At 70.1% G+C, this 20827-nt stretch carries 23 protein-coding genes; 11 read left to right on the top strand and 12 right to left on the bottom strand.

Features of this window, described 5'->3' with window-relative positions:
- Positions 1–117 precede the first annotated feature (117 nt).
- The 3 genes from queG to RIF93_RS01770 form a co-directional block, all read right to left on the bottom strand.
- The gene (gene queG, locus RIF93_RS01760) at positions 118–1245 is read right to left on the bottom strand and encodes a tRNA epoxyqueuosine(34) reductase QueG (RefSeq protein WP_309087839.1); all 1128 of its coding nucleotides are present in this window, start codon (positions 1243–1245) and stop codon (positions 118–120) included.
- Complete coding sequence (locus RIF93_RS01765) at positions 1226–1915, bottom strand: glutathione S-transferase family protein (RefSeq protein WP_309087841.1); 690 nt, start codon at positions 1913–1915, stop codon at positions 1226–1228. The genes queG and RIF93_RS01765 overlap by 20 nt, the downstream gene beginning before the upstream one ends.
- A gap of 90 nt (positions 1916–2005) precedes the next feature.
- Complete coding sequence (locus RIF93_RS01770) at positions 2006–2944, bottom strand: cation diffusion facilitator family transporter (RefSeq protein WP_309087843.1); 939 nt, start codon at positions 2942–2944, stop codon at positions 2006–2008.
- Between the two features lie 128 nt (positions 2945–3072).
- On the opposite strand from RIF93_RS01770, the gene lpdA reads away from it, so the two are divergent.
- From lpdA to RIF93_RS01785, 3 genes are read left to right on the top strand one after another with little or no spacing between them, the layout of a single operon-like run.
- Positions 3073–4479 carry a dihydrolipoyl dehydrogenase gene (gene lpdA, locus RIF93_RS01775; RefSeq protein WP_309087845.1) on the top strand — a complete coding sequence of 469 codons (1407 nt, stop codon included), beginning with the start codon at positions 3073–3075 and terminating at the stop codon, positions 4477–4479.
- Positions 4461–4889, top strand: coding sequence for a GNAT family N-acetyltransferase (locus tag RIF93_RS01780; protein WP_309087847.1), 429 nt, complete (start codon positions 4461–4463; stop codon positions 4887–4889). Before lpdA ends, RIF93_RS01780 begins: the two co-directional genes overlap by 19 nt.
- Positions 4890–4949: 60 nt before the next feature.
- Complete coding sequence (locus tag RIF93_RS01785) at positions 4950–5231, top strand: hypothetical protein (RefSeq protein WP_309087849.1); 282 nt, start codon at positions 4950–4952, stop codon at positions 5229–5231.
- Between the two features lie 3 nt (positions 5232–5234).
- Here the strand turns inward: RIF93_RS01785 and RIF93_RS01790 are convergent, their stop codons facing one another.
- From RIF93_RS01790 to fsa, 3 genes are read right to left on the bottom strand one after another with little or no spacing between them, the layout of a single operon-like run.
- Positions 5235–6161 (bottom strand): tyrosine recombinase XerC, encoded by a 927-nt coding sequence (locus RIF93_RS01790; RefSeq protein ID WP_309087851.1) that lies wholly within the window; start codon positions 6159–6161, stop codon positions 5235–5237.
- Positions 6146–6829: a DUF484 family protein gene (locus RIF93_RS01795; protein WP_309087853.1), complete on the bottom strand. Its 684-nt coding sequence runs from the start codon at positions 6827–6829 to the stop codon at positions 6146–6148. The genes RIF93_RS01790 and RIF93_RS01795 overlap by 16 nt, the downstream gene beginning before the upstream one ends.
- 10 nt (positions 6830–6839) lie before the next feature.
- A complete protein-coding gene (fsa, locus tag RIF93_RS01800) occupies positions 6840–7493 on the bottom strand; it encodes a fructose-6-phosphate aldolase (protein WP_309087854.1) in 654 nt (217 codons plus the stop codon).
- Positions 7494–7556: 63 nt separating this feature from the next.
- Here fsa and RIF93_RS01805 point away from each other — a divergent pair, with 63 nt between their 5' ends.
- Entirely contained in the window at positions 7557–9719 is a 2163-nt protein-coding gene (locus tag RIF93_RS01805; protein WP_309087921.1) for a primosomal protein N', read from the top strand.
- A gap of 4 nt (positions 9720–9723) precedes the next feature.
- Here the strand turns inward: RIF93_RS01805 and RIF93_RS01810 are convergent, their stop codons facing one another.
- Positions 9724–10521, bottom strand: a complete 798-nt coding sequence (locus RIF93_RS01810; RefSeq protein WP_309087856.1) for a TerC family protein — start codon at positions 10519–10521, stop codon at positions 9724–9726.
- 481 nt (positions 10522–11002) lie between these two features.
- Here RIF93_RS01810 and RIF93_RS01815 point away from each other — a divergent pair, with 481 nt between their 5' ends.
- The 3 genes from RIF93_RS01815 to RIF93_RS01825 all read left to right on the top strand — a co-directional run bounded on the left by RIF93_RS01815 (position 11003) and on the right by RIF93_RS01825 (position 13961).
- Positions 11003–11677: a CHAP domain-containing protein gene (locus tag RIF93_RS01815; protein WP_309087858.1), complete on the top strand. Its 675-nt coding sequence runs from the start codon at positions 11003–11005 to the stop codon at positions 11675–11677.
- Between the two features lie 51 nt (positions 11678–11728).
- Positions 11729–12679, top strand: a complete 951-nt coding sequence (locus tag RIF93_RS01820; protein WP_309087860.1) for a magnesium transporter CorA family protein — start codon at positions 11729–11731, stop codon at positions 12677–12679.
- A gap of 67 nt (positions 12680–12746) precedes the next feature.
- Positions 12747–13961, top strand: a complete 1215-nt coding sequence (locus RIF93_RS01825; protein ID WP_309087862.1) for a pentapeptide repeat-containing protein — start codon at positions 12747–12749, stop codon at positions 13959–13961.
- A 1-nt stretch (position 13962) separates the two neighbouring features.
- Here the strand turns inward: RIF93_RS01825 and RIF93_RS01830 are convergent, their stop codons facing one another.
- Together RIF93_RS01830 and RIF93_RS01835 are read right to left on the bottom strand one after the other, a co-directional pair.
- Entirely contained in the window at positions 13963–14409 is a 447-nt protein-coding gene (locus tag RIF93_RS01830; RefSeq protein ID WP_309087864.1) for a DUF488 domain-containing protein, read from the bottom strand.
- Entirely contained in the window at positions 14402–14971 is a 570-nt protein-coding gene (locus RIF93_RS01835; protein WP_309087866.1) for a helix-turn-helix domain-containing protein, read from the bottom strand. The genes RIF93_RS01830 and RIF93_RS01835 overlap by 8 nt, the downstream gene beginning before the upstream one ends.
- A 147-nt stretch (positions 14972–15118) precedes the next feature.
- On the opposite strand from RIF93_RS01835, the gene RIF93_RS01840 reads away from it, so the two are divergent.
- Positions 15119–16354 carry an MFS transporter gene (locus RIF93_RS01840; RefSeq protein WP_309087868.1) on the top strand — a complete coding sequence of 412 codons (1236 nt, stop codon included), beginning with the start codon at positions 15119–15121 and terminating at the stop codon, positions 16352–16354.
- Positions 16355–16413: 59 nt separating this feature from the next.
- Positions 16414–17280: an alpha/beta hydrolase gene (locus RIF93_RS01845; RefSeq protein ID WP_309087870.1), complete on the top strand. Its 867-nt coding sequence runs from the start codon at positions 16414–16416 to the stop codon at positions 17278–17280.
- On the opposite strand, the gene RIF93_RS01850 is transcribed toward RIF93_RS01845, so the two are convergent.
- Positions 17261–18178: a thioesterase family protein gene (locus tag RIF93_RS01850; protein WP_309087872.1), complete on the bottom strand. Its 918-nt coding sequence runs from the start codon at positions 18176–18178 to the stop codon at positions 17261–17263. The two genes, RIF93_RS01845 and RIF93_RS01850, sit on opposite strands and share 20 nt — an antisense overlap.
- Positions 18179–18235: 57 nt before the next feature.
- The gene (locus tag RIF93_RS01855) at positions 18236–18493 is read right to left on the bottom strand and encodes a hypothetical protein (protein WP_309087874.1); all 258 of its coding nucleotides are present in this window, start codon (positions 18491–18493) and stop codon (positions 18236–18238) included.
- 103 nt (positions 18494–18596) lie between these two features.
- Here RIF93_RS01855 and RIF93_RS01860 point away from each other — a divergent pair, with 103 nt between their 5' ends.
- Positions 18597–19421 carry a cytochrome b/b6 domain-containing protein gene (locus RIF93_RS01860; protein ID WP_309087876.1) on the top strand — a complete coding sequence of 275 codons (825 nt, stop codon included), beginning with the start codon at positions 18597–18599 and terminating at the stop codon, positions 19419–19421.
- Positions 19418–20182: a molybdopterin-binding protein gene (locus RIF93_RS01865; RefSeq protein WP_309087878.1), complete on the top strand. Its 765-nt coding sequence runs from the start codon at positions 19418–19420 to the stop codon at positions 20180–20182. Before RIF93_RS01860 ends, RIF93_RS01865 begins: the two co-directional genes overlap by 4 nt.
- Here the strand turns inward: RIF93_RS01865 and RIF93_RS01870 are convergent.
- Positions 20158–20718 carry a hypothetical protein gene (locus tag RIF93_RS01870; protein ID WP_309087880.1) on the bottom strand — a complete coding sequence of 187 codons (561 nt, stop codon included), beginning with the start codon at positions 20716–20718 and terminating at the stop codon, positions 20158–20160. The genes RIF93_RS01865 and RIF93_RS01870 overlap by 25 nt on opposite strands.
- Positions 20719–20827 lie beyond the last annotated feature (109 nt).

Consider the following 20827-nt stretch of genomic DNA (forward strand, 5'->3'; position numbering starts at 1 on the left):
CGGGCTGGCCTGGGACGATCCCGACCTGGGCATCGCCTGGCCGCTCGAGGGTGAGCCGGTTCTGTCCGACAAGGACAAGGTGCTGCCCCGCCTGAAGGACCTGGGGCCGGTCAGCTTCTAGGCCGCGAGCCACTCCTCGCGCACGTCCACCTCGGCCTCGGTCGGCAGCCGCGCTGATCGTGCCGCCTCGAAGTCCGCGGCCGGCAACAGGTGCGAAAGGGCCCAGACCGCCGCCCCGCGCACCAGCGGCGAGGGATCGTCCAGCAACCGCGCCGCCTCGTGCGCCAGGGCCGCGTCGCCGGAGTTGCCGATCGCGTAGAGCACGTTGCGGACGAAGCGGTCGCGGCCGATGCGCTTGACGGGGCTCTTGGTGAAGAGGGCGCGGAAGGCGGCGTCGTCGAGCCGCACGAGCTCGGCCAGGCTGGGCGCGACGAGGTGCTCCCGCGCCGCCAGCTTCTGCTCCCGCGAAGCTTGCGCGAACTTGTTCCAGGGACAGACGGCCAGGCAATCGTCGCAGCCGTAGATGCGGTTGCCGAGGGCGGCGCGGAATTCCCGCGGGATCGGCCCTTTGAGCTCAATGGTTAGGTACGAGATGCAGCGCCGGGCATCGAGCTGGAACGGCGCCGGGAAGGCGTCGGTGGGGCAGACCTCGAGGCAGGCCTGACACGAGCCGCAGTGGACGGGCTCGGGGGCGTCGGGCCCCAGCTCCAGCGTCGTCAGCACCGAGCCCAGGAACAGCCACGAGCCGAATTCGCGGCTGACCAGGTTGGTGTGCCGGCCCTGCCAGCCCACGCCGGCGCGCTCCGCCAGCGGCTTCTCCATCAGGGGCGCGGTGTCGACGAACACCTTCACCTCGCCGCCGAACCGCTGCTGCATCCAGCTGGCCAGCCGCTTGAGCTTCTTCTTGATCAGGTCGTGGTAGTCGTCGCCCTGGGCGTAGACGCTGATCGCCGCCCGGTCCGGCTGGCCCAGCACCTCCAGCGGATCGTGCGCTGGCCCGTAGTTCACGCCCAGCAGCACGGCCGAGCGGGCGTCGGCCCACATCGCCCGCGGATGCGAGCGGCGCTCCAGGGTCTCGGCCATCCAGGCCATGTCGCCGTGACGGCCCGCGTCCACGTACTCCGCGAGCCGCGCGGCAGCGGGCCAGGCCTCGTCGATATCGGTGAAGCGGCAGAGGTCGAACCCCAGCGCGGCGGCTTCCGCGCGGATCAGGTCTTCAGGTCGGTCAGAAGTCGAGGTCGTCATAGTGCCTGGCGGGCGTCAGGCCCGGCCAGCGGTCCGTGAGCAGCGGCCGGAAACACGGCCGGGATTTGAGCTTCATGTACCACGTCTTCACGCCGGGGAAGTCGCCCCACGGCACGTCGCCGAAATAATCGATCACCGACAGGTGCGCCGCGCCCGCGAAATCCGCCAGCGACAGGCGCTTGCCCGCGAGCCACTCGCGCGTCTCGAGCAGGCCTTCCATATAGTGCAAGTGGTTCTTCAGCCCTTCGCGGCCCTGGCGCAGGTTGGCGAGTTCGGGCGCGCCCAGGCCCAGCAGGCGCTTTTCCATCTTCTCGTGCAGGATGTACCCGCCGGCCTCGAACTCGAACTTTCGGTCGAACCACGACAGCAGGCGGCGCGCCTCGGCCCGCTCGGCGGCTTCGCGGCCCAGGAGCGAAGGCTCGGGCGCGGTCTCTTCCAGATGGTCCAGGATGGCGCGGCCCTCGCACAGCGTCAGCCGGGCGCCGCCGTCGGCGGTCTCGATCAGCACCGGGATCAGGCCCGACGGATTGAGCCGGGTCAGCTCCTTCGGCCGCTCCCAGTAGCGCACCTGGACTTCCGAGAACGGCAGCCGCTTCTCGCCCAGCACGAGGCGGACCTGGCGCGAGGCCGGGTCAAGGGGGAAGTGGTGCAGGGTGCGTTGGACGCTCATGTTCTTCGGGCCACCACGACCGCCGTTGCCTTCGGCGAATCGCTCAAACGCCCAACTGCCGCCATTCGCCTTAAGCAGCCGTTTACTACGCTACGCGGGGTCAGCTTCCGCGAACGGCCCGCCGTGTGGCGCGGCGCGCCCGCGCGGGTTGGGATGGATCAGAATGTCGGCGGCCGGGAAGATCGCCAGGATCCGCCTCTCGGCCCCGATAAGCACCTCGTGGGCCGCTTCGAGGGTCAGCTGCGGGTCGAGGTCGAGGTGCAGCTGGATATGCACAAAGGGGCCGGACGCTCGGGTCCGCAGGCCATGGACGCCCAGGACACGCGGGTCGCGGCCGGCCGCCGCCGCCAGGATCATGTCCCGGTCCTCGTCGGACAGCTCACGGTCCATGAGTTGGGCGCCCGCCTCGCGGAACACGCCGATCGCGCCCCACAGCAGCAGCGCGGCCACCAGGATGGCGGCCACGGCGTCGAGAATGGGAAAACCCAGCCAGGCCGCGCCGGCGATGCCGATCAGGGCCGCCAGGTTCGAGCCGAGGTCGGTGGCGAAATGGGCCCGGTCGCCCGACACCGCCACCGACGCCGTCTGCCGGAGCGCGCGCGTCTGCGCGGCGATGAGCAGACCGGTCAACATGATCGAGATGAGCATCACGGCGACGGCCCAGGCGCCGTTCTCCAGAGGGCGAGGATCCGCCAGGCGCGCGGCCGCCTCGCGCGCCACGAGGGCGGCGGAGGCGAAGACCAGGCCCGCCTGGAGCAGGCTCGCGAACGCCTCGGCCTTGCCGTGGCCGAACCGGTGCTCTGCGTCGGGCGGGACGACGGCGTAGCGGACTGCGAAGAACGTGACGAGCGAGGCCAGCAGGTCCAGAGCCGAGTCGGCAAGCGAGGCCAGCAGCGCCGCCGAACTCGATGCGGTCCAGGCGAACGCCTTGATGGCCACCAGCACCGCGGCCACGCCGACCGACAGCGCGGTGATCCTGCGCGTGAGCGCCGCCGTTTCCGCCCGCGCTGCCCCGTGAATGCCGCTCATGGAAGACCCATATCTGGGGCGAGCGCGGCTGCGAAGCGTGAAGGCTGCGCTTGTGCGGTTGACCTTGGGCGATCCGGGCCTAGGGTGCGCGCCCATTTTCCGGGCCATTTTTGAGGACCGAGCGGACCATGGCTGAGACCACCACCTACGACGTCGTGATCATCGGGGGCGGCCCCGGCGGCTACAACGCCGCGATCCGGGCGGGCCAGCTGGGCCTGAAGGCGGCGTGCGTGGAAAGCCGCGGAACGCTGGGCGGCACCTGCCTGAATGTCGGCTGCATGCCCTCGAAGGCGCTGCTGCACGCCTCGGAGCTGTACGCCGCCGCCCAGGGCGAGTTCGCCACCCTCGGCATCGAGGTCAGCCCCAAGCTGAACCTCGGCCAGATGATGAAGCAGAAGGCCGACAGCGTCGGTCAGCTGACCAAGGGCATCGAGTTCCTGTTCAAGAAGAACAAGGTCGACTGGGTGAAGGGCAAGGGCCGCATCGCCGGTCCCGGCAAGGTCGAGGTGACCGCCGAGGGCGGCGCCGTCACCACCCTGGAAGCCAAGAACATCATCATCGCCACCGGCTCGGAGCCGTCGGGCCTGGCGGGCGTCGAGGTCGACCAGAAGCGCATCGTCGATTCCACCGGCGCCCTGTCGCTGCCGGAAGTGCCCGAGCACCTGGTGGTGATCGGCGCCGGCATCATCGGCCTGGAACTGGGCTCGGTGTGGCGTCGTCTGGGCGCCAACGTCACCATCATCGAGTACCTGGACCGCATCACGCCCGGCATGGACGCCGAGCTCGCCAAGACCTTCCAGCGCTCGCTGGCCAAGCAGGGCATGGAGTTCAAGCTGGGCGCCAAGGTCACCGGCGCCAAGCCGTCGAAGAATGGCGTCACGCTTACCTTCGAACCGGTCGCCGGCGGCGAGGCCGAGACGATCGAGGGCGACTACGTCCTCCTGGCCATCGGCCGGCGACCCTACACCGAGGGCCTCGGCCTGGAGACGGTGGGCGTCACCCCCGACAAGCGCGGCTTCATCGAAACCGACCACTTCAAGACCAGCGCGGCCGGCGTCTGGGCCATCGGCGACGTCACCCACGGCCCGATGCTCGCCCACAAGGCCGAGGAAGACGCCGTCGCGGTCATCGAGACCATCGCCCGCGGCTACGGCCACGTGGACTACAACCTGGTCCCAAGCGTCGTCTACACGAGCCCCGAAGTGGCCTGGGTCGGCAAGACCGAGGAGCAGCTGAAGGAAGAGGGCCGCGCCTACAAGGTCGGCAAGTTCCCCTTCACAGCGAACAGCCGGGCCAAGATCAACCACGAGACTGAGGGCTTCGTGAAGGTGCTGGCCGACGCCGCCACCGACGAGATCCTGGGGGCCCACGCCATCGGCCCCTCGGTATCGGAGATGATCGGCGAATACTGCGTGGCCATGGCGTTCCGCGCGGCGTCCGAGGACGTGGCGCGGACCTGCCATCCTCACCCGACCCGGTCCGAGGCCCTGCGCCAGGCCGCCATGGGCGTCGAAGGATGGACGATGCAGGCCTGATCGTCCGCCGCGCGCGGGCGAGCGAGCTCGGCGCCTGCGCCGATCTCTACGTCCGCGTGCTTCGGGAGACCTTCACCTGGGTCTCGCCCGAGCGGCACAAGGCGTCCGACTTCCTGCGCGCGGCGCAGGTCGAGGAGGTCTACGTCGCCGCCCGCGGCGAACGCATCGTGGGCCTTGCGGCCTTCTACCGGCCGCAAAACTTCCTGCACTCGCTCTATGTGGACGAACGCGGCGGGGGCGTCGGCAAGGCGCTGCTTGACCACGTGTGCCGGGTGGCCGACGGGCCGGTCTCGCTGAAGTGCCAGGCCAAGAACCTTCGCGCGCAGGACTTCTACCGCCGCGAGGGCTTCCGGTGCACAGAAGCCGGTTCCGACGACGGTGTGGCCTGGCTGCGCTTCGTGCGTGGCTGAAACTTAACTTGGCGTCCTTCGGTTGTGGTGGCAGCTTCGAGCCACACGAAGGAGGCTGGAATGCTCGCACTTCTCGCCGCCGCGGCCGTTGCCGCCAGCTCGTCGACCCCCGCCGTCACCGTTCTTCGCGACGCGCGCGCACCGGAGCGCTGCGGCTACTGGCTGGCCGAGCCGGTGGCGCGTCGCGCCCCTGACGCCCCAGCCGCCCAGAAGCTGGGCGAACTGCCCCGTCCGAACCTGGAGCTGACGGTGCTGCGGGCCGACGAGAACGGCTGCTCTAAAGCCGTGATCGTGCGCGAGAACGTCAGCGGCGACGGCCGTTTCGCCAAGCCCCGCGACTGAGACTCAGGCTCGCGGGTGCGCGCTGGCGTAGGCGCTGAGCAGGGCCGCGGCGTCCACCTCTGTATAGCGCTGCGTCGTCGATAGGGACGCGTGGCCCAAGAGCTCCTGGATCGACCGCAAGTCCGCGCCGGCGCCCAGCAGGTGGGTGGCGAACGAATGGCGCAGCGCGTGCGGCGTGGCGCTGGCCGGGAGGCCGAGCCGGCTCCGCAGGTTCTGCACTGTCGCTTGCACGTGCCGCGGACTGAGCGCTCCGCCCCGCTTGGCGCGGAACAGCGGCTGGTCTGGGCCGAGGGCGAAGGGAACCTGGGCCAGGTAGGCGTCGACCGCCTCGCGCACCGCCGGCAGCGTCGGCACGATCCGGGTCTTCGACCCCTTGCCGGTGATGCGCAGCTGCTCGGGGATGGGCGCGTCCGAGCGCCTCAGCGACAGCGCTTCCGAAATCCGCAGACCGCAGCCGTAGAGCAGGGTCAGCACCGCCTGGTCGCGGGCGACCTCCCAGTCCTCACGGTCCGGGTCCAGCGCCGGTTCGGCGATCAGGCCCAGCGCCTGGTCCTCGGTCACCGGTCTGGGCGCGCCGGGCTTCACCCGCGGACCGCGGACCAGGGCGATCGCCGCGTTCGGCGTGTCCAGCCGGCGGTCGAGGAACCGGTGGAAGGTCCTGATGGCCGACAGCGCCTGGCTGAGCGAGCGCGGCGACAGTGGCGTCTCGCCGGAGCGCAGATGCGCGAGCCAGGCGCGGACCTCGCCGGCGGTGATGGTCCCCAGGCTCTTCGCCGACAGACTTTCCCCGCGGTGGTGTTCCAGAAAGGCGATGTAGCGCGCGGCGGCGAAGCCATAGGCCTCCAGGGTCCTCGGCGACGCGCGCCGCTCCTGCGCCAGGTGCTCGAGCCAGGCGGTCCTGGCTTCGGCGGCGGTTACAGGAGCGGCCATCGCTCGGCGGTCCGTTCGACCACGCGAGCCAGGAAGGCCACGAGTTCGGAGCCCATGTCGGGCGTGAAGCCCTCCGGGTCGGTCGAGGCGAACGCCAGCAGACCCTGGCGCGACGGCTCCCAGATCGCCATCCGGACCATGGCCATCGAGCGGACCTCGTCGGAGGTCTCGCCGAACAGGCCGAGCGCGGTCGGCGCGAAGCCCATACGGGCCAGCCGCTGCGGCCCATCCAGGATCATGTCCACCTGGCCTTCGACCAGATGCTTCCAGCCGGCCGGCGGGTTGCCTTCGCTCTCCAGCGCGATCACGCCCGCAGCCAGGCCGAAGCGCGTGCGCGCCAGCTCGTCCACGCGCCAGGCGAGGTCGGAGTGGTTGCGGGCGTCCAGCAGGTCGACGACCGCGCCGTGGGTTTGCGCCTGGGCGGAGAAGTTGGCGCGCGCCGTCTCTTCCAGCAGCTGGCGCATCTCGGCTTCGCGCTGATGCGCCGCGTGCACCCGCGCCAGCGCCGCGGGGCCGAAGTCCACGACGTTGCCTCCCGCCACCTTCAGGCCGAGTTCCGCCAGCAGGCCGTCGTCCTCGCGGATGAAGTCGGGATTGTCGGCCAGGAAGCGCCGGACGGCGGACGGCTCCAGGGGCGCTCCGAACATATCGCCCTGCGAACCGTCCATGGTTAACCCCTCAGAGAATCGATTGGCCCGTCTTGGCCCAATCCGCGAGGAATTGTTGAAGCCCCTTTTCGGTTAACGGGTGCTTGAAGAGCGCCAGGAACACCTCCGGCGGAATGGTCGCGCAGTCGGCGCCGGCGAGCGCCGCTTCCTTCACGTGCGCGGGCGTACGGATCGAAGCAGCCAGGATCTCGGTGTCGTAGTCGTAGTTGTCGTAGATCGCCCGGATCTCCGAGATCAGGTCCATGCCCTCGGCGCCGTGGTCGTCCAGGCGACCGATGAACGGGCTGATGTAGGTGGCGCCGGCCTTGGCCGCGAGCAGCGCCTGGGCGGCCGAGAAGCACAGCGTGACGTTCGTCTGGATGCCCTCGGCGCAGAACTCGGCCGTGGCGACTAGGCCCTCGCGGGTCAGGGGCACCTTCACCACCACGTTCGGCGCCACCCCGGCCAGCTTGCGGCCCTCGGCCAGCATGGTCTCGACGTCGACGGCGGCCACCTCGGCGCTGACCGGGCCCTCGACGATGCCGCAGATCTCGGCGATCACCTCCAGCATGTTTCGGCCGGACTTGGCGATCAGGGAGGGGTTGGTGGTCACGCCGTCCACCAGGCCGGTGGCGGCGAGGTCCTTCAGGACGGCGACGTCGGTGGTGTCGAGGAAGAGCTGCATTCTTGGGACCTTGGGCTTGTTCGGCCCGCTTGTAGCCGCCATGACGGCGTGAGCGAACCCCTGATGAGCCGCATCGCGTCCGTCCTCATTCCCATGCCGTTGCCCGAGGCCTTCGACTACGAGGCGCCCGACGGCATGACGCTGGCTGTCGGCGACCAGGTGGCGGTGCCGCTGGGGCCGCGCCTGATCCGCGGCGTGGTGGCGGGCGTCCGCGACGGGACCGGCGGTAACCGGCCGCTGAAGGCGGTCGCCGAGCGGCTGGACGAGCCGCGGCTGCCGCCGGGCGCGCTGGAGTTCGTGCAGTGGGCTGCGCGATACGCCGTCGACGCCCCCGGCGCGCCCCTGGCGATCGCGCTCAGGGGCGCCCGGGCCCCGAAGCCGCGGCCCGTGCGGGTGCTGGAACCGACCGGCCGGACCCCGGGACGCACGACGCCGGCGCGGGCCAAGGTGCTGGAAGCCGCTGCCGCGGGAGCCATGACCCCCGCCGACCTCGCCCGCACCGCCGGGGTCTCGGCCGGCGTCGTCAAGGGGCTCCTGGACGAGGGATGCCTGGCCGAGCGGCTTGTCGCCGCCGACATCGGCTTCGACCCGCCCGACCTCTCCCGCAAGGGGTCTGAGCTCAACGCCAGCCAGGCGGCGGCGGCCGCCGCCCTGTCCGAGATGGCCGCCGCCGGCCAGTTCGGCGTCGCCCTGCTGGACGGCGTGACCGGCTCGGGCAAGACCGAGGTCTATCTGGAAGCGGCCGCGGCGGCGCTGGCGGCCGATCCCCAGGCCCAGGTGCTGATCCTGCTGCCCGAGATCGCGCTTACCCAGGCGGTGATCGGGCGCGTGCGGACCCGGTTCGGCGCCCAGCCCGGCGAGTGGCACTCCGACGTGACGCCGCCGGCGCGGCGGCGGGTCTGGGAAGCCGTGGCCTCCGGCGATTGCCGGATCGTCGTGGGCGCCCGCTCGGCGCTGTTCCTGCCCTTCCGCAAGCTGGCGCTCGTCGTCGTCGACGAGGAGCACGACGGCTCGTTCAAGCAGGAGGACGGCTTCATCTACCACGCCCGCGACCTGGCCGTGGCGCGGGGCAAGATCGAGGGCGCGGCGGTGATCCTGGCCTCGGCCACGCCGTCCCTCGAGACCCTGCGCAACGCCGAGACCGGCCGCTACCGCTGGCTGCGGCTGTCGGCCCGGCACGGGATCGCCCGGCTGCCGGACATCGAGCTGATCGACCTGCGCGAGACCCCGCCTGAGCACGGCCGCTGGCTGTCGCCGCCGCTGGTGACCGCCATGGGCGAGACCTGGGCCCGCGGCGAGCAGACGCTGCTGTTCCTGAACCGGCGCGGCTATGCGCCCCTGGTGCTGTGCAAGGCCTGCGGCGGGAGGATGACGGCTCCCGACACCGACAGCTGGCTGGTGGAGCACCGCTACACCGGCCGCCTCGTCTGTCACCTGACGGGCTTCTCGATGCCGAAGCCGGCGGCCTGTCCGCATTGCGGCGCCAAGGACAGCCTGGTCTCGATCGGCCCCGGCGTGGAGCGGGTCGAGGAGGAGGCCCGCTTCCTGTTCCCGGACGCCCGCGTCGCCGTCTTCTCGTCGGACACCATCTTCGACGCGCGCGAGGCGCGGCGGCTGGTGGAGGCGATGGCCGACGGTCAGATCGATATCCTGGTGGCCACCCAGGCGGCCGCGAAGGGGCACAACTTCCCGAAGCTGACCCTGGTGGGCGTGGTCGACGCCGATCTCGGCCTGCGCGGCGGCGACCTGCGGGCGGCCGAGCGCACCTACCAGCTGCTGGCCCAGGCCACGGGGCGCGCGGGGCGCAAGGACCGGCCGGGGCGGGCCCTGCTGCAGACCTATGCGCCCGAGCATCCGGTGATGCAGGCGCTGAAGGCCCAGGACCGGGACGCCTTCGTCGAGGCCGAGATGGTCGAGCGGGAAGCCGCCGGCCTGCCGCCGTTCGGCCGGCTGGCGGCGGTGATCGCGTCGGGTCCCGACGCGGCCCAGTTGGAGGCCTTCATGCAGGAGATGGCGCGTGTCGCGCCGAACACGCCGGGGGTCGAGGTCTACGGCCCCGCCGACGCGCCGCTCAGTCTGGTGCGCGGGCGCCGGCGCAAGCGGTTCCTGGTGCGGGCCGACCGCGGCGTGGACCTTTCGGCCTATATGGCGGCGTGGCGCGCGCGGGTGCGGCCGCCCGGACAGGTCCGGGCGGCCATCGACATCGACCCGTACAGCTTCCTCTGACGGCTTAGTGCTTCGTCTCGCCGGGCGGCGCCTTCTTGGCGCCGGCCTTGCGCGCCAGCATGTTCAGCGCCTCGACGCCAGCCGAGAACGCCATGGCCGCGTAGATGTAGCCCTTCGGCACGTGGAAGCCGAAGCCGTCGGCGATCAGCACCGCGCCAATCATCAGCAGGAAGCCCAGGGCGAGCATCACGACGGTCGGGTTGTTGTTGATGAAGTTCGCCAGCGGATTGGCCGCCACCAGCATCAGGATCACGGTGATGATCACCGCGGCGAACATGATGGGCAGGTGATCGGTCATGCCCACCGCCGTCAGGATCGAGTCGATCGAGAACACCAGGTCCAGCAGGATGATCTGGAAGATGGCGGCGCCCAAGTTCGAGACGACCTTGCCCCCGGTGTCCATCACGCCGTGGCCGTCGCCGGGCTCGACCTTCTCGTGGATCTCGGTCGTGGCCTTCCAAACTAGGAAGAGGCCGCCGGCGATCAGGATCAGGTCGCGCCAGGAGAAGTTGAGCTCCCACATGGGCTGGCCGTGGGCATCCAGCGGCCCTTGCCAGGGCAGGGAGAAGATCGGCTGCACCAGCCCGACGATGAAGGCCAGGGTCGAGAGCAGCGCCAGGCGCATCACGAGCGCCAGGATGATGCCGATCCGCCGCGCCTTGGCGCGCTGATGCTCGGGCAGCTTGTTCGAAAGGATCGAGATGAAGATCAGGTTGTCGATCCCCAGCACCACTTCCATCACGATCAGGGTGACGAGGGCGGCCCAGGCGGCGGGGTCGCTCAGCAGCGCGGCGATGTCCATTCGATGCTCTCTCCGAAATTCCTGTCACGCTAGATAGCGCATCGAACGGCCGCGCCTAGTCCCGGACTGGAGGCGTCTGAGTCGGCGGCACGCCTGCGGGTTTTCGCAGATTTGTGAAGCCGCGGCGGTCGTCTTGGCGAAGACCGGAACACCTGGCCGGCGTCGCCGCCCAGCTCTTGTTTCCTTTTGTTACGGGATGTGAGCGCCGGAAGAGCCGAAGCAATAGCAAAGACGACGGCCGGAAAGGATGAGCTTAAATACGTAAGAACCCGCCGACCGGGTCGCATATCATGCTTAAGTTCATGAAGATGAACGAAGTGAATTCCCTCTAATCTTTGGGTTCCGCGGCATCATCCATCCGCTCCTCCGGCCGGCCTGTGGATAAGTGGCCGGCGCATGGCGTCGCAGGGCCGTAAACCCTCTTTTCACTCAAGGGTGGATAGGGTTATCCCTTCGCCCAGTGTCGGGGAGTAGCCGGAACATGCGCAAACGGACGAGGACCCTTGTGGGTTCCCTGGCCGCTGCGGCCGTCATGGCCCTCGCGCCTGCGGGAGCTATTGCGGATACCTATTGGCAGTGCGTGCCCTTCGCGCGCCTCATCTCGGGCATCCAGATCTTCGGCGACGCGCGCACGTGGTGGCAGCAGGCGTCCGGCCGCTACGAGACCGGTTTCCAACCGCGCACCGGCGCGGTCCTGTGCTTCAAGCCCACATCGCGCATGCGCCTCGGCCACGTGGCCGTGGTCAGCCAGGTGCTGACCGACCGCATCGTCCAGATCACCCACGCCAACTGGTCGCCGATCGAAGGCTCGCGCGGCAAGGTGGAGAAGGACGTCACGGTCATCGACGTCTCGCCGAACGGCGACTGGAGCCAGGTGAAGGTCTGGTACGACCCCAGCCGGGATCTCGGCGGCTCGACCTATCCCACGCACGGCTTCATCTATCCCGACGCCACGGCGCGGGTGCTGGCCGCCTCCGGCATCGCCAAGGTGCAGAACGGCGTGATCGCCGTCGCCCAGTCCGCCGCCACCCAGATGGGCGCCGCCGTGCGCCCGGGCGCCGGGCCCATGGGCGTGCTGAGCCAGGCCGCCGACTCCACCGACAAGATCGCCGCCCTGATCGCGGCGGCGGCCCGGGGCGACACGCCCGGCAACTGAGCCGGTTGACGCCCGCCTGCGGCGCCCGCACATGGGGCGCAGGAGGACGGCATGCTGAGGCTGCTTCGGCGCGGCGCGCCGGCCTGTCAGGACGACGCGGTGCGCGAGGGCTGGCGGCCCCCACCGGACACCGTCTGGATCGATCTGTGCAGCCCGACCCGCGAGGAAGAGCTGGCGGTGGAAGCCGCGCTCGGTCTCGACCTCCCAACTCTCGACGAAATGGAGGCCCTGGAGCCGTCGAGCCGGCTCTACCAGGAAGATGGCGCGACGTTCATGACGGCGACCCTGCTCGCCAAGAGCGCCGAGGCCAAGCCGACGACGACGCCCGTCACCTTCGTGCTCGGGAAAGGCGTTCTCGTCACCCTGCGCTACCAGACCCTGCGGGCCTTCGAGGTCTTCGGCGACCGGGCGCCCGAGAGCGCCGAAACCTCGGTCTCAACCTTCCTGGGGCTTCTGGACGCGATCGTCGAGCGCTTGGCCGAGATCCTCGGCGACGCGGGCGACGAGGTCGAGCAGGGCTCCGCGGCGATCTTCGAGCGACCCCAGGCCGGCAACTTCCGACCGCTCCTGACCGAGCTCGCGCACGCCCAGTCGGTGACCTCGCTGACCCGCAACAGCCTCGTCAGCCTGGCGCGCCTGCTGAGCTTCGCCAACCTCGCGTCCGAGATCGCCCACGACGCCGAATGCCGCACGCACTTGGAGTCGCTGCAACGGGACGCCCAGTCCCTCACCGAGCAGGCCAGCTACCAGTCGAGCCACATCTCGTTCCTGCTGGATGCGGCGCTGGGCCTGATCAACATCGAGCAGAACGGCATCATCAAGTTCTTCTCGGTCGTCGCGGTGGTCTTCCTGCCGCCCACCCTGGTGGCCTCGATCTACGGCATGAACTTCGACCACATGCCCGAGCTGCACTGGCTGTTCGGCTATCCGTTCGCCATCGTGCTGATGGTCGCCTCGGCCGTCCTGCCGATCCTCTGGTTCAAGCGCCGGGGCTGGCTGTAACCACCCCTTAGGGTTGTCGCGAAACCGTTCCTTAAGCGCGGGCCCGGCATGGTCGCCGGACGGTCCCATGCAAAGCCAAGCCCAACAGCACCATCTGGCCATCGACGCCCAGACGCTGCGCGAGGCGCTGGAGGCGCATCAGCGCTATCTGGCGGGTCGCTCGGGCGGACGGCGTTTCTCGCTACCATACGGGGACCTCTCGAACTGTTCGCTCGAAGGCGTCGACCTGCGCGACGCGGATCTCGCCGGCGCCAAGCTCGAGGGCGCGATGCTCTCGCGGGCGAACCTGGCGCGCGCCATCCTGTTCGGAGCCGACCTCCGCGAGGCGGACCTACGCGGGGCCAACCTTAAGCGCGCCGACCTCCGCGGCGCATGCCTGAAGGGCGCGAACCTTGCCGGCGCGGAGCTCGCCGGCTGCGATCTGCGCGAAGGCCGCATCGCCCTGCAGGACAAGCTGGACGGCTTCCGCATCCTGCGCCACGAGCATCGGCCGGGCGAGTTGAACTACGCCGTGCTGTCGGGCGCGAACCTGGCGGGCGCCCAGATGGCCGGCACCCTGGCCATCGCCAGCGACTTCACCGACGCCAACCTGGCCGGCGCCGTGCTGGCGGGGGCGCGTCTCACCCGGGCCGTGCTGGACGGGGCGGACCTTTCGGGCGCGGACCTGGGCGGGGCGGACCTCACCGGCGCCTCGATGAAGCGGGCGGTGCTCGCAGGCGTGAACCTTGACCATGCGCGTCTCGATGATGTGGATCTCTCCGAGGTGCTCCGCGCCCCGCCGCCGATCGTCTACGTCGACGACCGCTCGCTGGAAGAGGTCCTGGCCGACCATGAGGCCTATTGCGACAGCGACGGGGCGCGCGGCGCGGTCGTGAAGCTGGAGCAGGTCGATTTTCGGCCGCTGCGGTCTCTGAAGCGCCGCAAGCTGACGGCCTTGTCCGCGTCAGGCTCGATCTTCTTCGGCATGGACCTGGAAGGCGCCCAACTGCAGGGCGCGGACCTTTCGGGCTGCGATCTGCGCGGCGCGAACCTGCGCGAGGCCGATCTGCGGGGCGCCAAGCTGACCGACGCCCAGATGGTGCGCGCGGATCTCCGCGGCGCGAAGCTTGGGCCGTTGATGATCGCGCCGGGGCGCTTCGTGCGGACCGATCTGACGCGCGCCTGCCTGCGGGCCGCCGACCTGCGCGGCGCCTCGGCGACGAAGGCGCGCTTCCTCGAGGCCGACCTCAAGGGGACTCGCATGGCCGGCTGCGATCTCACCGGCGCGGAGATGGAAGTCTAGGTCAGGGCTTGAGGTCCTCGACCTCGAACTCGACGGCCTCGCACATCCGCTCGGCGACGATCCGCCGGTGGCAGCCGCAGGCCTCGGCCTCGTAGCAGAGCAGCGCCGCCTTCCGGCGCGAAGCGATCTCGACGGCCTTGGCGAGTTCGAGCTGCGCCTGCGGCTCCTTCAGGTGTTCCTCGAAGATCGCCGCCATCTCGGCCGTGCGGCCCTTGCGCGCGGCGTCACGGCCCGGCTTGGGCGTGCCCAGCGCCCGCAGGTGGACGTACTCGATGCCGGCGTCCTCAAGGCTGGCCGACAGCAGGCCCTTCGAGAAGCCCGCCCGCCGCGAGGCGGCAATGGCGCGGACGTCGATCAGCACCTCGACGCCCGCCTGCTTGAGAGTGTCGATCACCGCCGCCTGGGGGGCGGCCTCGTAGCCGATGGTGGCGAGGGGCTTCTTAGTCATCGCGTCCGGGAGCGTAGGCGTCGAACAGGGCCTCGGCGGCGGGCCGCACCGCTGTGGCCGGTCCGCCGGGGCCAAAGAGCTGGCTCGAGACGAAGACGCCTTCAATCAGCAGCAGGAGAGCGTCCGCCAGCTCATCCGGTTTCCGCGCGTCGATCACCCGCGCCATGGCCCGTAGCCGCTCGCGGAGCTCCTGCTTGTGCTCCACGGCCACTTGCCGGCCGGGATGCTGCGGGTCCGGATATTCCACCGCAGCGTTGGTGAGGCCGCAGCCCCGGTAGCCCGGCCGATCAGCGCGCGCCGCCAAGCCATCGAGGTAGGCCAGGATCTGAGCCTTGGGGTCGCCGGGGTGGGCCTCGGCCGCGGCGTCGAAATAGTCCCAGAAGTGGTCCCCCTCGTAGCGCAGGTAGGCGGCGATCAGCTGGTCCTTGGACTCGAAGCTCCGGTAAAGCGTCGGCTTGGTCGCGCCTGCCCGCGAGACAATCTCGTCCACGCCGACGGCGCGCGTGCCCTCACGATAGAAGAGCTCGCGGGCGGTGTCGAAGATGCGATCCGCGGCGCGCATAGCGTTCTTCGACGGGTTTTCAGACGATCTGCTCATGGTCCGGCTTGACGATGTTACCGATCGGTACGTACGTTCAGGCATCGCAACGTACCGGTCTGTAACATGCTAGCGGCTCGACGGCCTTTCGGCCAGAACTACGCATGGGTGGTGGCGGGTGTCACCTTCCTGGCTCTGCTGGCGGCGGCAGGCCTGCGCTCGGCGCCGGGCGTCCTGCTCACGCCCCTGCACGACAGTTTCGGCTGGGAACGGGGCGAACTCTCGGTGGCCGCCGCCACCGGCATCTTCCTCTACGGCTTGGTCGGGCCCTTCGCGGCGGCGCTGATGCAGACGCTGGGCCTCAAGCGCACGCTGCTGATCGGCCTTGCGCTGATGAGCGCCTCGACCGGCCTCAGCCTCTTCATGAGCGAGCCCTGGCACTTCCTGCTGACTTGGGGCGTGCTGTCCGGCTTCGGCAGCGGGGCGGTGGCTCTCGTGCTTGGCGCGGCCGTGGTGAACCGCTGGTTCGTCGCCCGCCGCGGCCTGGTGATGGGCCTTCTTTCCGCCAGCACCGCGACCGGATCCCTGGTCTTCCTCCCGGGCATGGCGGCCTTGGCGCAGAGCGGCGGCTGGCGGCCGGTGGTGATCGCCGTCACCGTCACTGCGGCGGCCCTGATCCCGCTGGTGCTGCTGTTGATGCCCGAACGGCCGTCGGACATCGGTCAGCGCCCTTATGGCGCAACCGAGGATCCGGACGACGCCTCCCGCGGCCGGGCGGTGGACAGCGTCAAGCTGGCCCTGGGCGTGCTGGTCCAGGCGGCGCGGACGCCCGCCTTCTGGCTGCTGTTCGCCACCTTCTTCGTCTGCGGCTTCACGACCAACGGCCTTGTCGGCACGCATCTGATCTCGCTGTGCGGCGACAAGGGCCTGGCGCTCGTCCAGGCCGGCGCGCTCCTGGCGCTGATGGGTCTCTTCGACATGGTGGGCACGACCGCTTCGGGCTGGCTCACCGACCGCTACGACCCGCGCAAGCTGCTGTTCGTCTACTACGCCCTGCGCGGCCTCTCGCTGATGGCCCTGCCGTTCCTCGACTTCAACGTGCTGAGCCTGACGATCTTCGCGGTCTTCTACGGCCTCGACTGGCTGGCGACCGTGCCGCCCACCGTCCGGCTCGCCAACGAGAACTTCGGCGAGCGCAACGCACCGATCGTCTTCGGCTGGGTCGCCGTGGGCCACCAGACCGGAGCGGCCACCGCGGCCTTCCTCGGCGGTTACCTCCGCGACCTGCAGGGCCGGTACCTGGAAGCCTTCGTCCTGGCCGGTTTCCTGGGCCTCGCCGCGGCGGCGGCCGCGCTCTGGATCCGCCGCCCCGGGGCTCACCCGTCCGTCGCCGGCGCGCACGCCTGACCTCGCGTCACGGTTTCCGTGCGGCGCGGGTCGGCTATAGGTCGCTCATGGACGTGAAGGTGGAAACCCAGCCGCGGTCGCGGCGGCAGCCGTTGCCGGACCGCGGGGGCGAGATGGCCTATCTGGACTTCGGTCCCGCCGAACGGCCGGTGGACCTGGTCTTCTCCCACGCCAACGGCTTCAACGCCCGGACCTACCGCACTATCCTGGCGCCGCTCGCCGAAGATCTCCGCATCTTGGCCATCGACCTGCGCGGTCACGGCGACAGCACCCTGCCGGCCGATCCGGCGCAGCATGGCGGCTGGAGCATGTTCCGGGACGACCTGCTGGCCTTCCTGGAGGCGGTCGCGGACGGGCCGGTCGCCCTCGCGGGCCATTCCATGGGCGGGACGTCCAGTCTGCTGGCCGCGGCGGCGGCGCCCGATCGCGTCCGCGCCCTCGGCCTGATCGATCCTGTGCTCTTCGACGCCGCGATTCGGTCGGAAGGCACGGGCGAGTCGCCGCTGGTGCAGGGGGCGCTCCGCCGCCGGGCGCTGTTCGCCAGCAAGGCCGCGGCCTACGAGGGCTACCTCGGGCGGGGCGCCTTCAAGACCTGGGCGCCCGAGCAGCTGGCGGACTATGTCGAAAGCGGCTTCCGCGAGACCGCCTCAGGCGAGGTGACCCTGAGCTGCGCGCCCGCGTGGGAGGCCGCCAACTTCGCCACCCACAACTACGATCCGTGGCAGGCCTTCCGGCAGACGCGCTGTCCGATCCGCATCCTTATGGCCGAGTTCGGGTCCACCGCGCGCCTCGAGCACCATGAGGACGAGCTGCTCGCCACCGGCCGGATCGCGATCGAGACCGTCCCCCGGACGAGCCACTTCCTGCCGATGGAGCGCCCGGACCTGGCGCGCGAGCTCCTGGACGCTACAGCGAAAGCCCCCTGACGGCGTTCGCCTCGACGCGGGCGAGGTCCTCGTCTGACAGGCTGATGATCTTGCGCGTCTCGAGGTCGAACGAGACGGCGATCGCCTCGGCCGAGCCCCAGGCGCGACCGGTGTCCGGATTTAGCAGCCAGTGCACAAGGCGGCGGAACCGGGCGTCGCCGCCGGCCGAGGCGGAGCGCAGCTCCACCCGGTCCCCGGCGCGGGGCCAGTCCAGGTGCAGCAGGCGGTATTCGAGTGCGGCCCCTCCGATGCGGCGGCCGTCGCCCGCGCCGGGCCGCTGCCCGTCGAAGAAGTGCGGGATGGCGTCCGAGATGCGCGCCATCATCTGCTCCGTCCGCATGCGCCCGAACGCGTCGCAGTCCACCGTCCGGACCGCGCCCAGGGCCGTACGCTTCAAGCCGAGCGCCTCGGCGCGAGCGAGGCTGGCTTGGCTCTCCACGGGATCCAGCTGGATCGACCGAGGCGCCGCGGCCTCGGGAACGTCCATCTGCAGCGCCTCGAGGCGGGCGCGGATTCGCGGAGGCCAGGGGAACGGTCGTCCGTCGCCCGCCGTGACGTGGGCGACCACCGTCTGGAAGCTGGCGGCCAGCGCGCCATCCTGGTGGCGCAGCAGCAGCAGGAGCCTGGCGTCGTCGTCGCCGAATGCGACCACCCCGCCGCACATGGTCAGCGGCGCGCCGGGGCGGGCTTCCTTCAGGAAACGGATGTGCTGATCGCGGACGATCAGGGTGGCGCGCGCGTCGGGCGCGAAGGCGTGCGGCATGCCGATTTCGGCAGCCAGGCCAGCCAAGCCTTCCATCGCCTTCGCCACATAGAAGCCGACGTTCAGGTGGCCCATGTGGTCGCATTCCCACGCGGCCACGCTGCCCCGCCAAACCTCAACGCCTTCGGTCGCCACGCCCGGAACTCCCCCGCTGCTCAGGCGGGGAAGCTTAGGGAGCGCCGCGTCGCCGGGCTAGCGCTTCCCCTCGACCGGATCGGCGCCCGGGCCGAGACGGCCCTCGTTGGCCGACGGCGGAACCGTCGTGTCGCCCGCGCCCTGCCTCGGCTCTGGATTGCCGGTGTTCTCGAAGCTGCGGGTCTCGCCCTCGACCGCATCGTCCTGGCGGACCGCGGGGTAACGCTCCGGGCCGCCCATGTTGTCGGATGCGTTCAGCGGCTGGGCGGCGTTGTCGCGGCGCCCTTCGGTGTTGATCTTGTCGTCGCCGGCCATGGGGGTCTCCTCGATGTTGGCGTTCGAGGAAAAAGCGCAGGCGCACGGGCGATGTTCCGGGCGCGGCCGCTATGGCACACTGGTGCGGACAGAGGGAGCGCCGATGGGGAAGACGACGCGTGTGCTGGTCCCGCGCCACGGGCCGGTCGTCCGCATCACCCATTGGATCAATGTGCTGGCGCTGATCCTGTTGCTGATGAGCGGGTTGCAGATCTTCAACGCCCACCCGGCGCTCTACTGGGGGCACAAGTCGACCTTCGCCCAGCCGTGGCTCTCGATCCGCATGGTCGAGACGCCCGACGGCCCGCGGGGCGTCACGACCGTGGGCGACCGTTTCGCCGACACGACGGGGCTGCTCGGCTGGACGGGGCTGGAGGGCGACCGCCGCAACCAGGCGTTCCCCGGCTGGGCGACGATCCCAAGCTGGCGCGACCTGGCGAGCGGCCGGCGCTGGCATTTCTTCTTCGCCTGGGTGTTCGTGCTCAACGGCGTAATCTATCTGCTCTCGGCCCTGCTCGGCGGCCACCTGCGGCGCAACCTGCTGCCAACCGGGGCCGAGCTGCGCCCTCGCCACCTCCTGGCCGAGGTCGCGGCCCACGCCCGCCTGAAGTTCCCGAAGGGCGAGGCCGCCCGGCGCTACAACGTGCTGCAGAAGAGCTCATACCTGGCCGTGGTGCTGCTCCTGCTGCCGCTGATGCTGTTCACCGGCCTCTGCATGTCGCCGGGCGTCAACGCAGCGGTCCCCTGGCTGATCGACCTCTTCGGAGGCCGGCAGGGCGCGCGGAGCGTGCATTTCATCAGCGCCGGGCTGATCGTCCTGTTCGTCGTGGCCCATGTGGCCATGGTCCTGGCCTCGGGAGCCTGGAACAACATCCGCTCCATGATCACCGGCCGCTACGCCATCGAGATCGAGGAGCGCCGTCCATGAGGCCGCATCGTCGCGCCTGGCTGAAGGGCGCCGGCGCCTCGCTCGCCGGGCTGTGGCTCGCGGCCTGCGACCAGCTCACGCGCAACGCCCAGTTCATGGGTTTCATCGGCAGCGCCGAGAACCTGAACCGCCAGGTCCAGCGCCTCGTGACCGACCGCACGGCCCTTGCCCGCGAATTCTCGCCGGCGGAGATCTCGCCGGACTTCCGCCCGAACGGCACGCGCAGTCCGGCCGACCCGGAATATGTCGCACTTCGCGACGCGGGCTTCGCCGACTACCGCCTGGTCATCGATGGGCTCGTGGAGCGGCCGCTCGCGCTGACATTAGCCGAGCTGCGCGGCGAGCCGGCCCGGACCCAGATCACCCGCCACGACTGCGTGGAGGGCTGGTCCTCGATCGGCAAGTGGACCGGGGCGAAGCTCGGCCCGCTGCTGGACCAGGCCGGCCTGAAGCCCCAGGCCCGCTACCTCGTCTTCCACTGCGCCGACACCTTGGGCGAGGGGCCGCACGGCCGCTACTATGAGAGCATCGACCTGGTCGACGCCTACCACCCGCAGACGATCCTGGCTTACGAGATGAACGACGCGCCGCTGCCCGTGCCGCACGGCGCCCCGGTCCGGCTGCGGGTCGAGCGGCAGCTGGGCTACAAGCACGCCAAATATGTAATGCGGATCGAGGCGGTGGAGAGCTTCGCCCATATCGCCGGCGGCAGGGGCGGCTTCTGGGAAGATCGCGGCTACGAGTGGTACGCCGGCATCTGACGGGCGGTGTCCGTCAGCTCGCGCAGCTCGTCGATCCGCTCATAGTGGACCGCCGCCATGCGGATGAACCAGTCCCGAGGGCCCGCGAGGTGCTTCACCGCGGAGAGCGTGATCGCCACACCATCCGACCGGCGCTCGGCCAGGCCGCAGTCGATCAACTCGTTCAGCTTCCGCCTTACCGTTTCCTTTGGCAAGCCCAGCGTCTGCGCCAGCGAGAGTGTGTTGGTCGCGCGGGGCTGCATACCTTCGGGCAGCGCGGCCGCGTCGGCGCGTAACAGAGCCTTTGCGACGGCAGGATCGCCATACGCCCGGTTGGCGAGACTGAGCAGGATCATCAACCGGTCCAGGTCGCCATGGTCGCGTCGCGCTTGGCTCAGAAGCTCGATGAACGCCGCTAGCATGCGCGAGGCGACGATAGGATAGCGCTCCCGAAGAAGGGCCTCAGTTTCAGCGACCATTGGCGGCTCCTGCTGCGCGTCATTGCCGGAGGCGCAGCGTTTCCCTGCGGAGGAATAGGCCTCCGCGGCGCCCCTCAAGTGGGGAAGCGTGACCATCGTTCAAGGATCACGGGTCGGAGATCGCAGATCGCGGCGGCCCAGTTTGGGCTCTTTTCAGCTTCACCTTCCCCTGCGTTACCGTAAACCG

This window comes from Phenylobacterium sp. (genome assembly GCF_031181185.1).
GTDB lineage: Bacteria > Pseudomonadota > Alphaproteobacteria > Caulobacterales > Caulobacteraceae > Phenylobacterium.

Bases quoted from the DNA above. Each gene is read 5' to 3' on its own strand.
- RIF93_RS01830 (WP_309087864.1), bottom strand. From the start codon at position 14,409: ATGACTAAGAAGCCCCTCGCCACCATCGGCTACGAGGCCGCCCCCCAG.
- RIF93_RS01825 (WP_309087862.1), top strand. From the start codon at position 12,747: ATGCAAAGCCAAGCCCAACAGCACCATCTGGCCATCGACGCCCAGACG.
- RIF93_RS01820 (WP_309087860.1), top strand. From the start codon at position 11,729: ATGCTGAGGCTGCTTCGGCGCGGCGCGCCGGCCTGTCAGGACGACGCG.
- RIF93_RS01815 (WP_309087858.1), top strand. From the start codon at position 11,003: ATGCGCAAACGGACGAGGACCCTTGTGGGTTCCCTGGCCGCTGCGGCC.
- RIF93_RS01865 (WP_309087878.1), top strand. From the start codon at position 19,418: ATGAGGCCGCATCGTCGCGCCTGGCTGAAGGGCGCCGGCGCCTCGCTC.
- RIF93_RS01780 (WP_309087847.1), top strand. From the start codon at position 4,461: ATGGACGATGCAGGCCTGATCGTCCGCCGCGCGCGGGCGAGCGAGCTC.
- fsa (WP_309087854.1), bottom strand. From the start codon at position 7,493: ATGCAGCTCTTCCTCGACACCACCGACGTCGCCGTCCTGAAGGACCTC.
- RIF93_RS01810 (WP_309087856.1), bottom strand. From the start codon at position 10,521: ATGGACATCGCCGCGCTGCTGAGCGACCCCGCCGCCTGGGCCGCCCTC.
- RIF93_RS01795 (WP_309087853.1), bottom strand. From the start codon at position 6,829: ATGGACGGTTCGCAGGGCGATATGTTCGGAGCGCCCCTGGAGCCGTCC.
- RIF93_RS01785 (WP_309087849.1), top strand. From the start codon at position 4,950: ATGCTCGCACTTCTCGCCGCCGCGGCCGTTGCCGCCAGCTCGTCGACC.
- RIF93_RS01790 (WP_309087851.1), bottom strand. From the start codon at position 6,161: ATGGCCGCTCCTGTAACCGCCGCCGAAGCCAGGACCGCCTGGCTCGAG.
- RIF93_RS01860 (WP_309087876.1), top strand. From the start codon at position 18,597: ATGGGGAAGACGACGCGTGTGCTGGTCCCGCGCCACGGGCCGGTCGTC.
- RIF93_RS01770 (WP_309087843.1), bottom strand. From the start codon at position 2,944: ATGAGCGGCATTCACGGGGCAGCGCGGGCGGAAACGGCGGCGCTCACG.
- RIF93_RS01805 (WP_309087921.1), top strand. From the start codon at position 7,557: ATGAGCCGCATCGCGTCCGTCCTCATTCCCATGCCGTTGCCCGAGGCC.
- queG (WP_309087839.1), bottom strand. From the start codon at position 1,245: ATGACGACCTCGACTTCTGACCGACCTGAAGACCTGATCCGCGCGGAA.
- RIF93_RS01855 (WP_309087874.1), bottom strand. From the start codon at position 18,493: ATGGCCGGCGACGACAAGATCAACACCGAAGGGCGCCGCGACAACGCC.
- RIF93_RS01765 (WP_309087841.1), bottom strand. From the start codon at position 1,915: ATGAGCGTCCAACGCACCCTGCACCACTTCCCCCTTGACCCGGCCTCG.
- RIF93_RS01835 (WP_309087866.1), bottom strand. From the start codon at position 14,971: ATGCGCGCCGCGGATCGCATCTTCGACACCGCCCGCGAGCTCTTCTAT.
- lpdA (WP_309087845.1), top strand. From the start codon at position 3,073: ATGGCTGAGACCACCACCTACGACGTCGTGATCATCGGGGGCGGCCCC.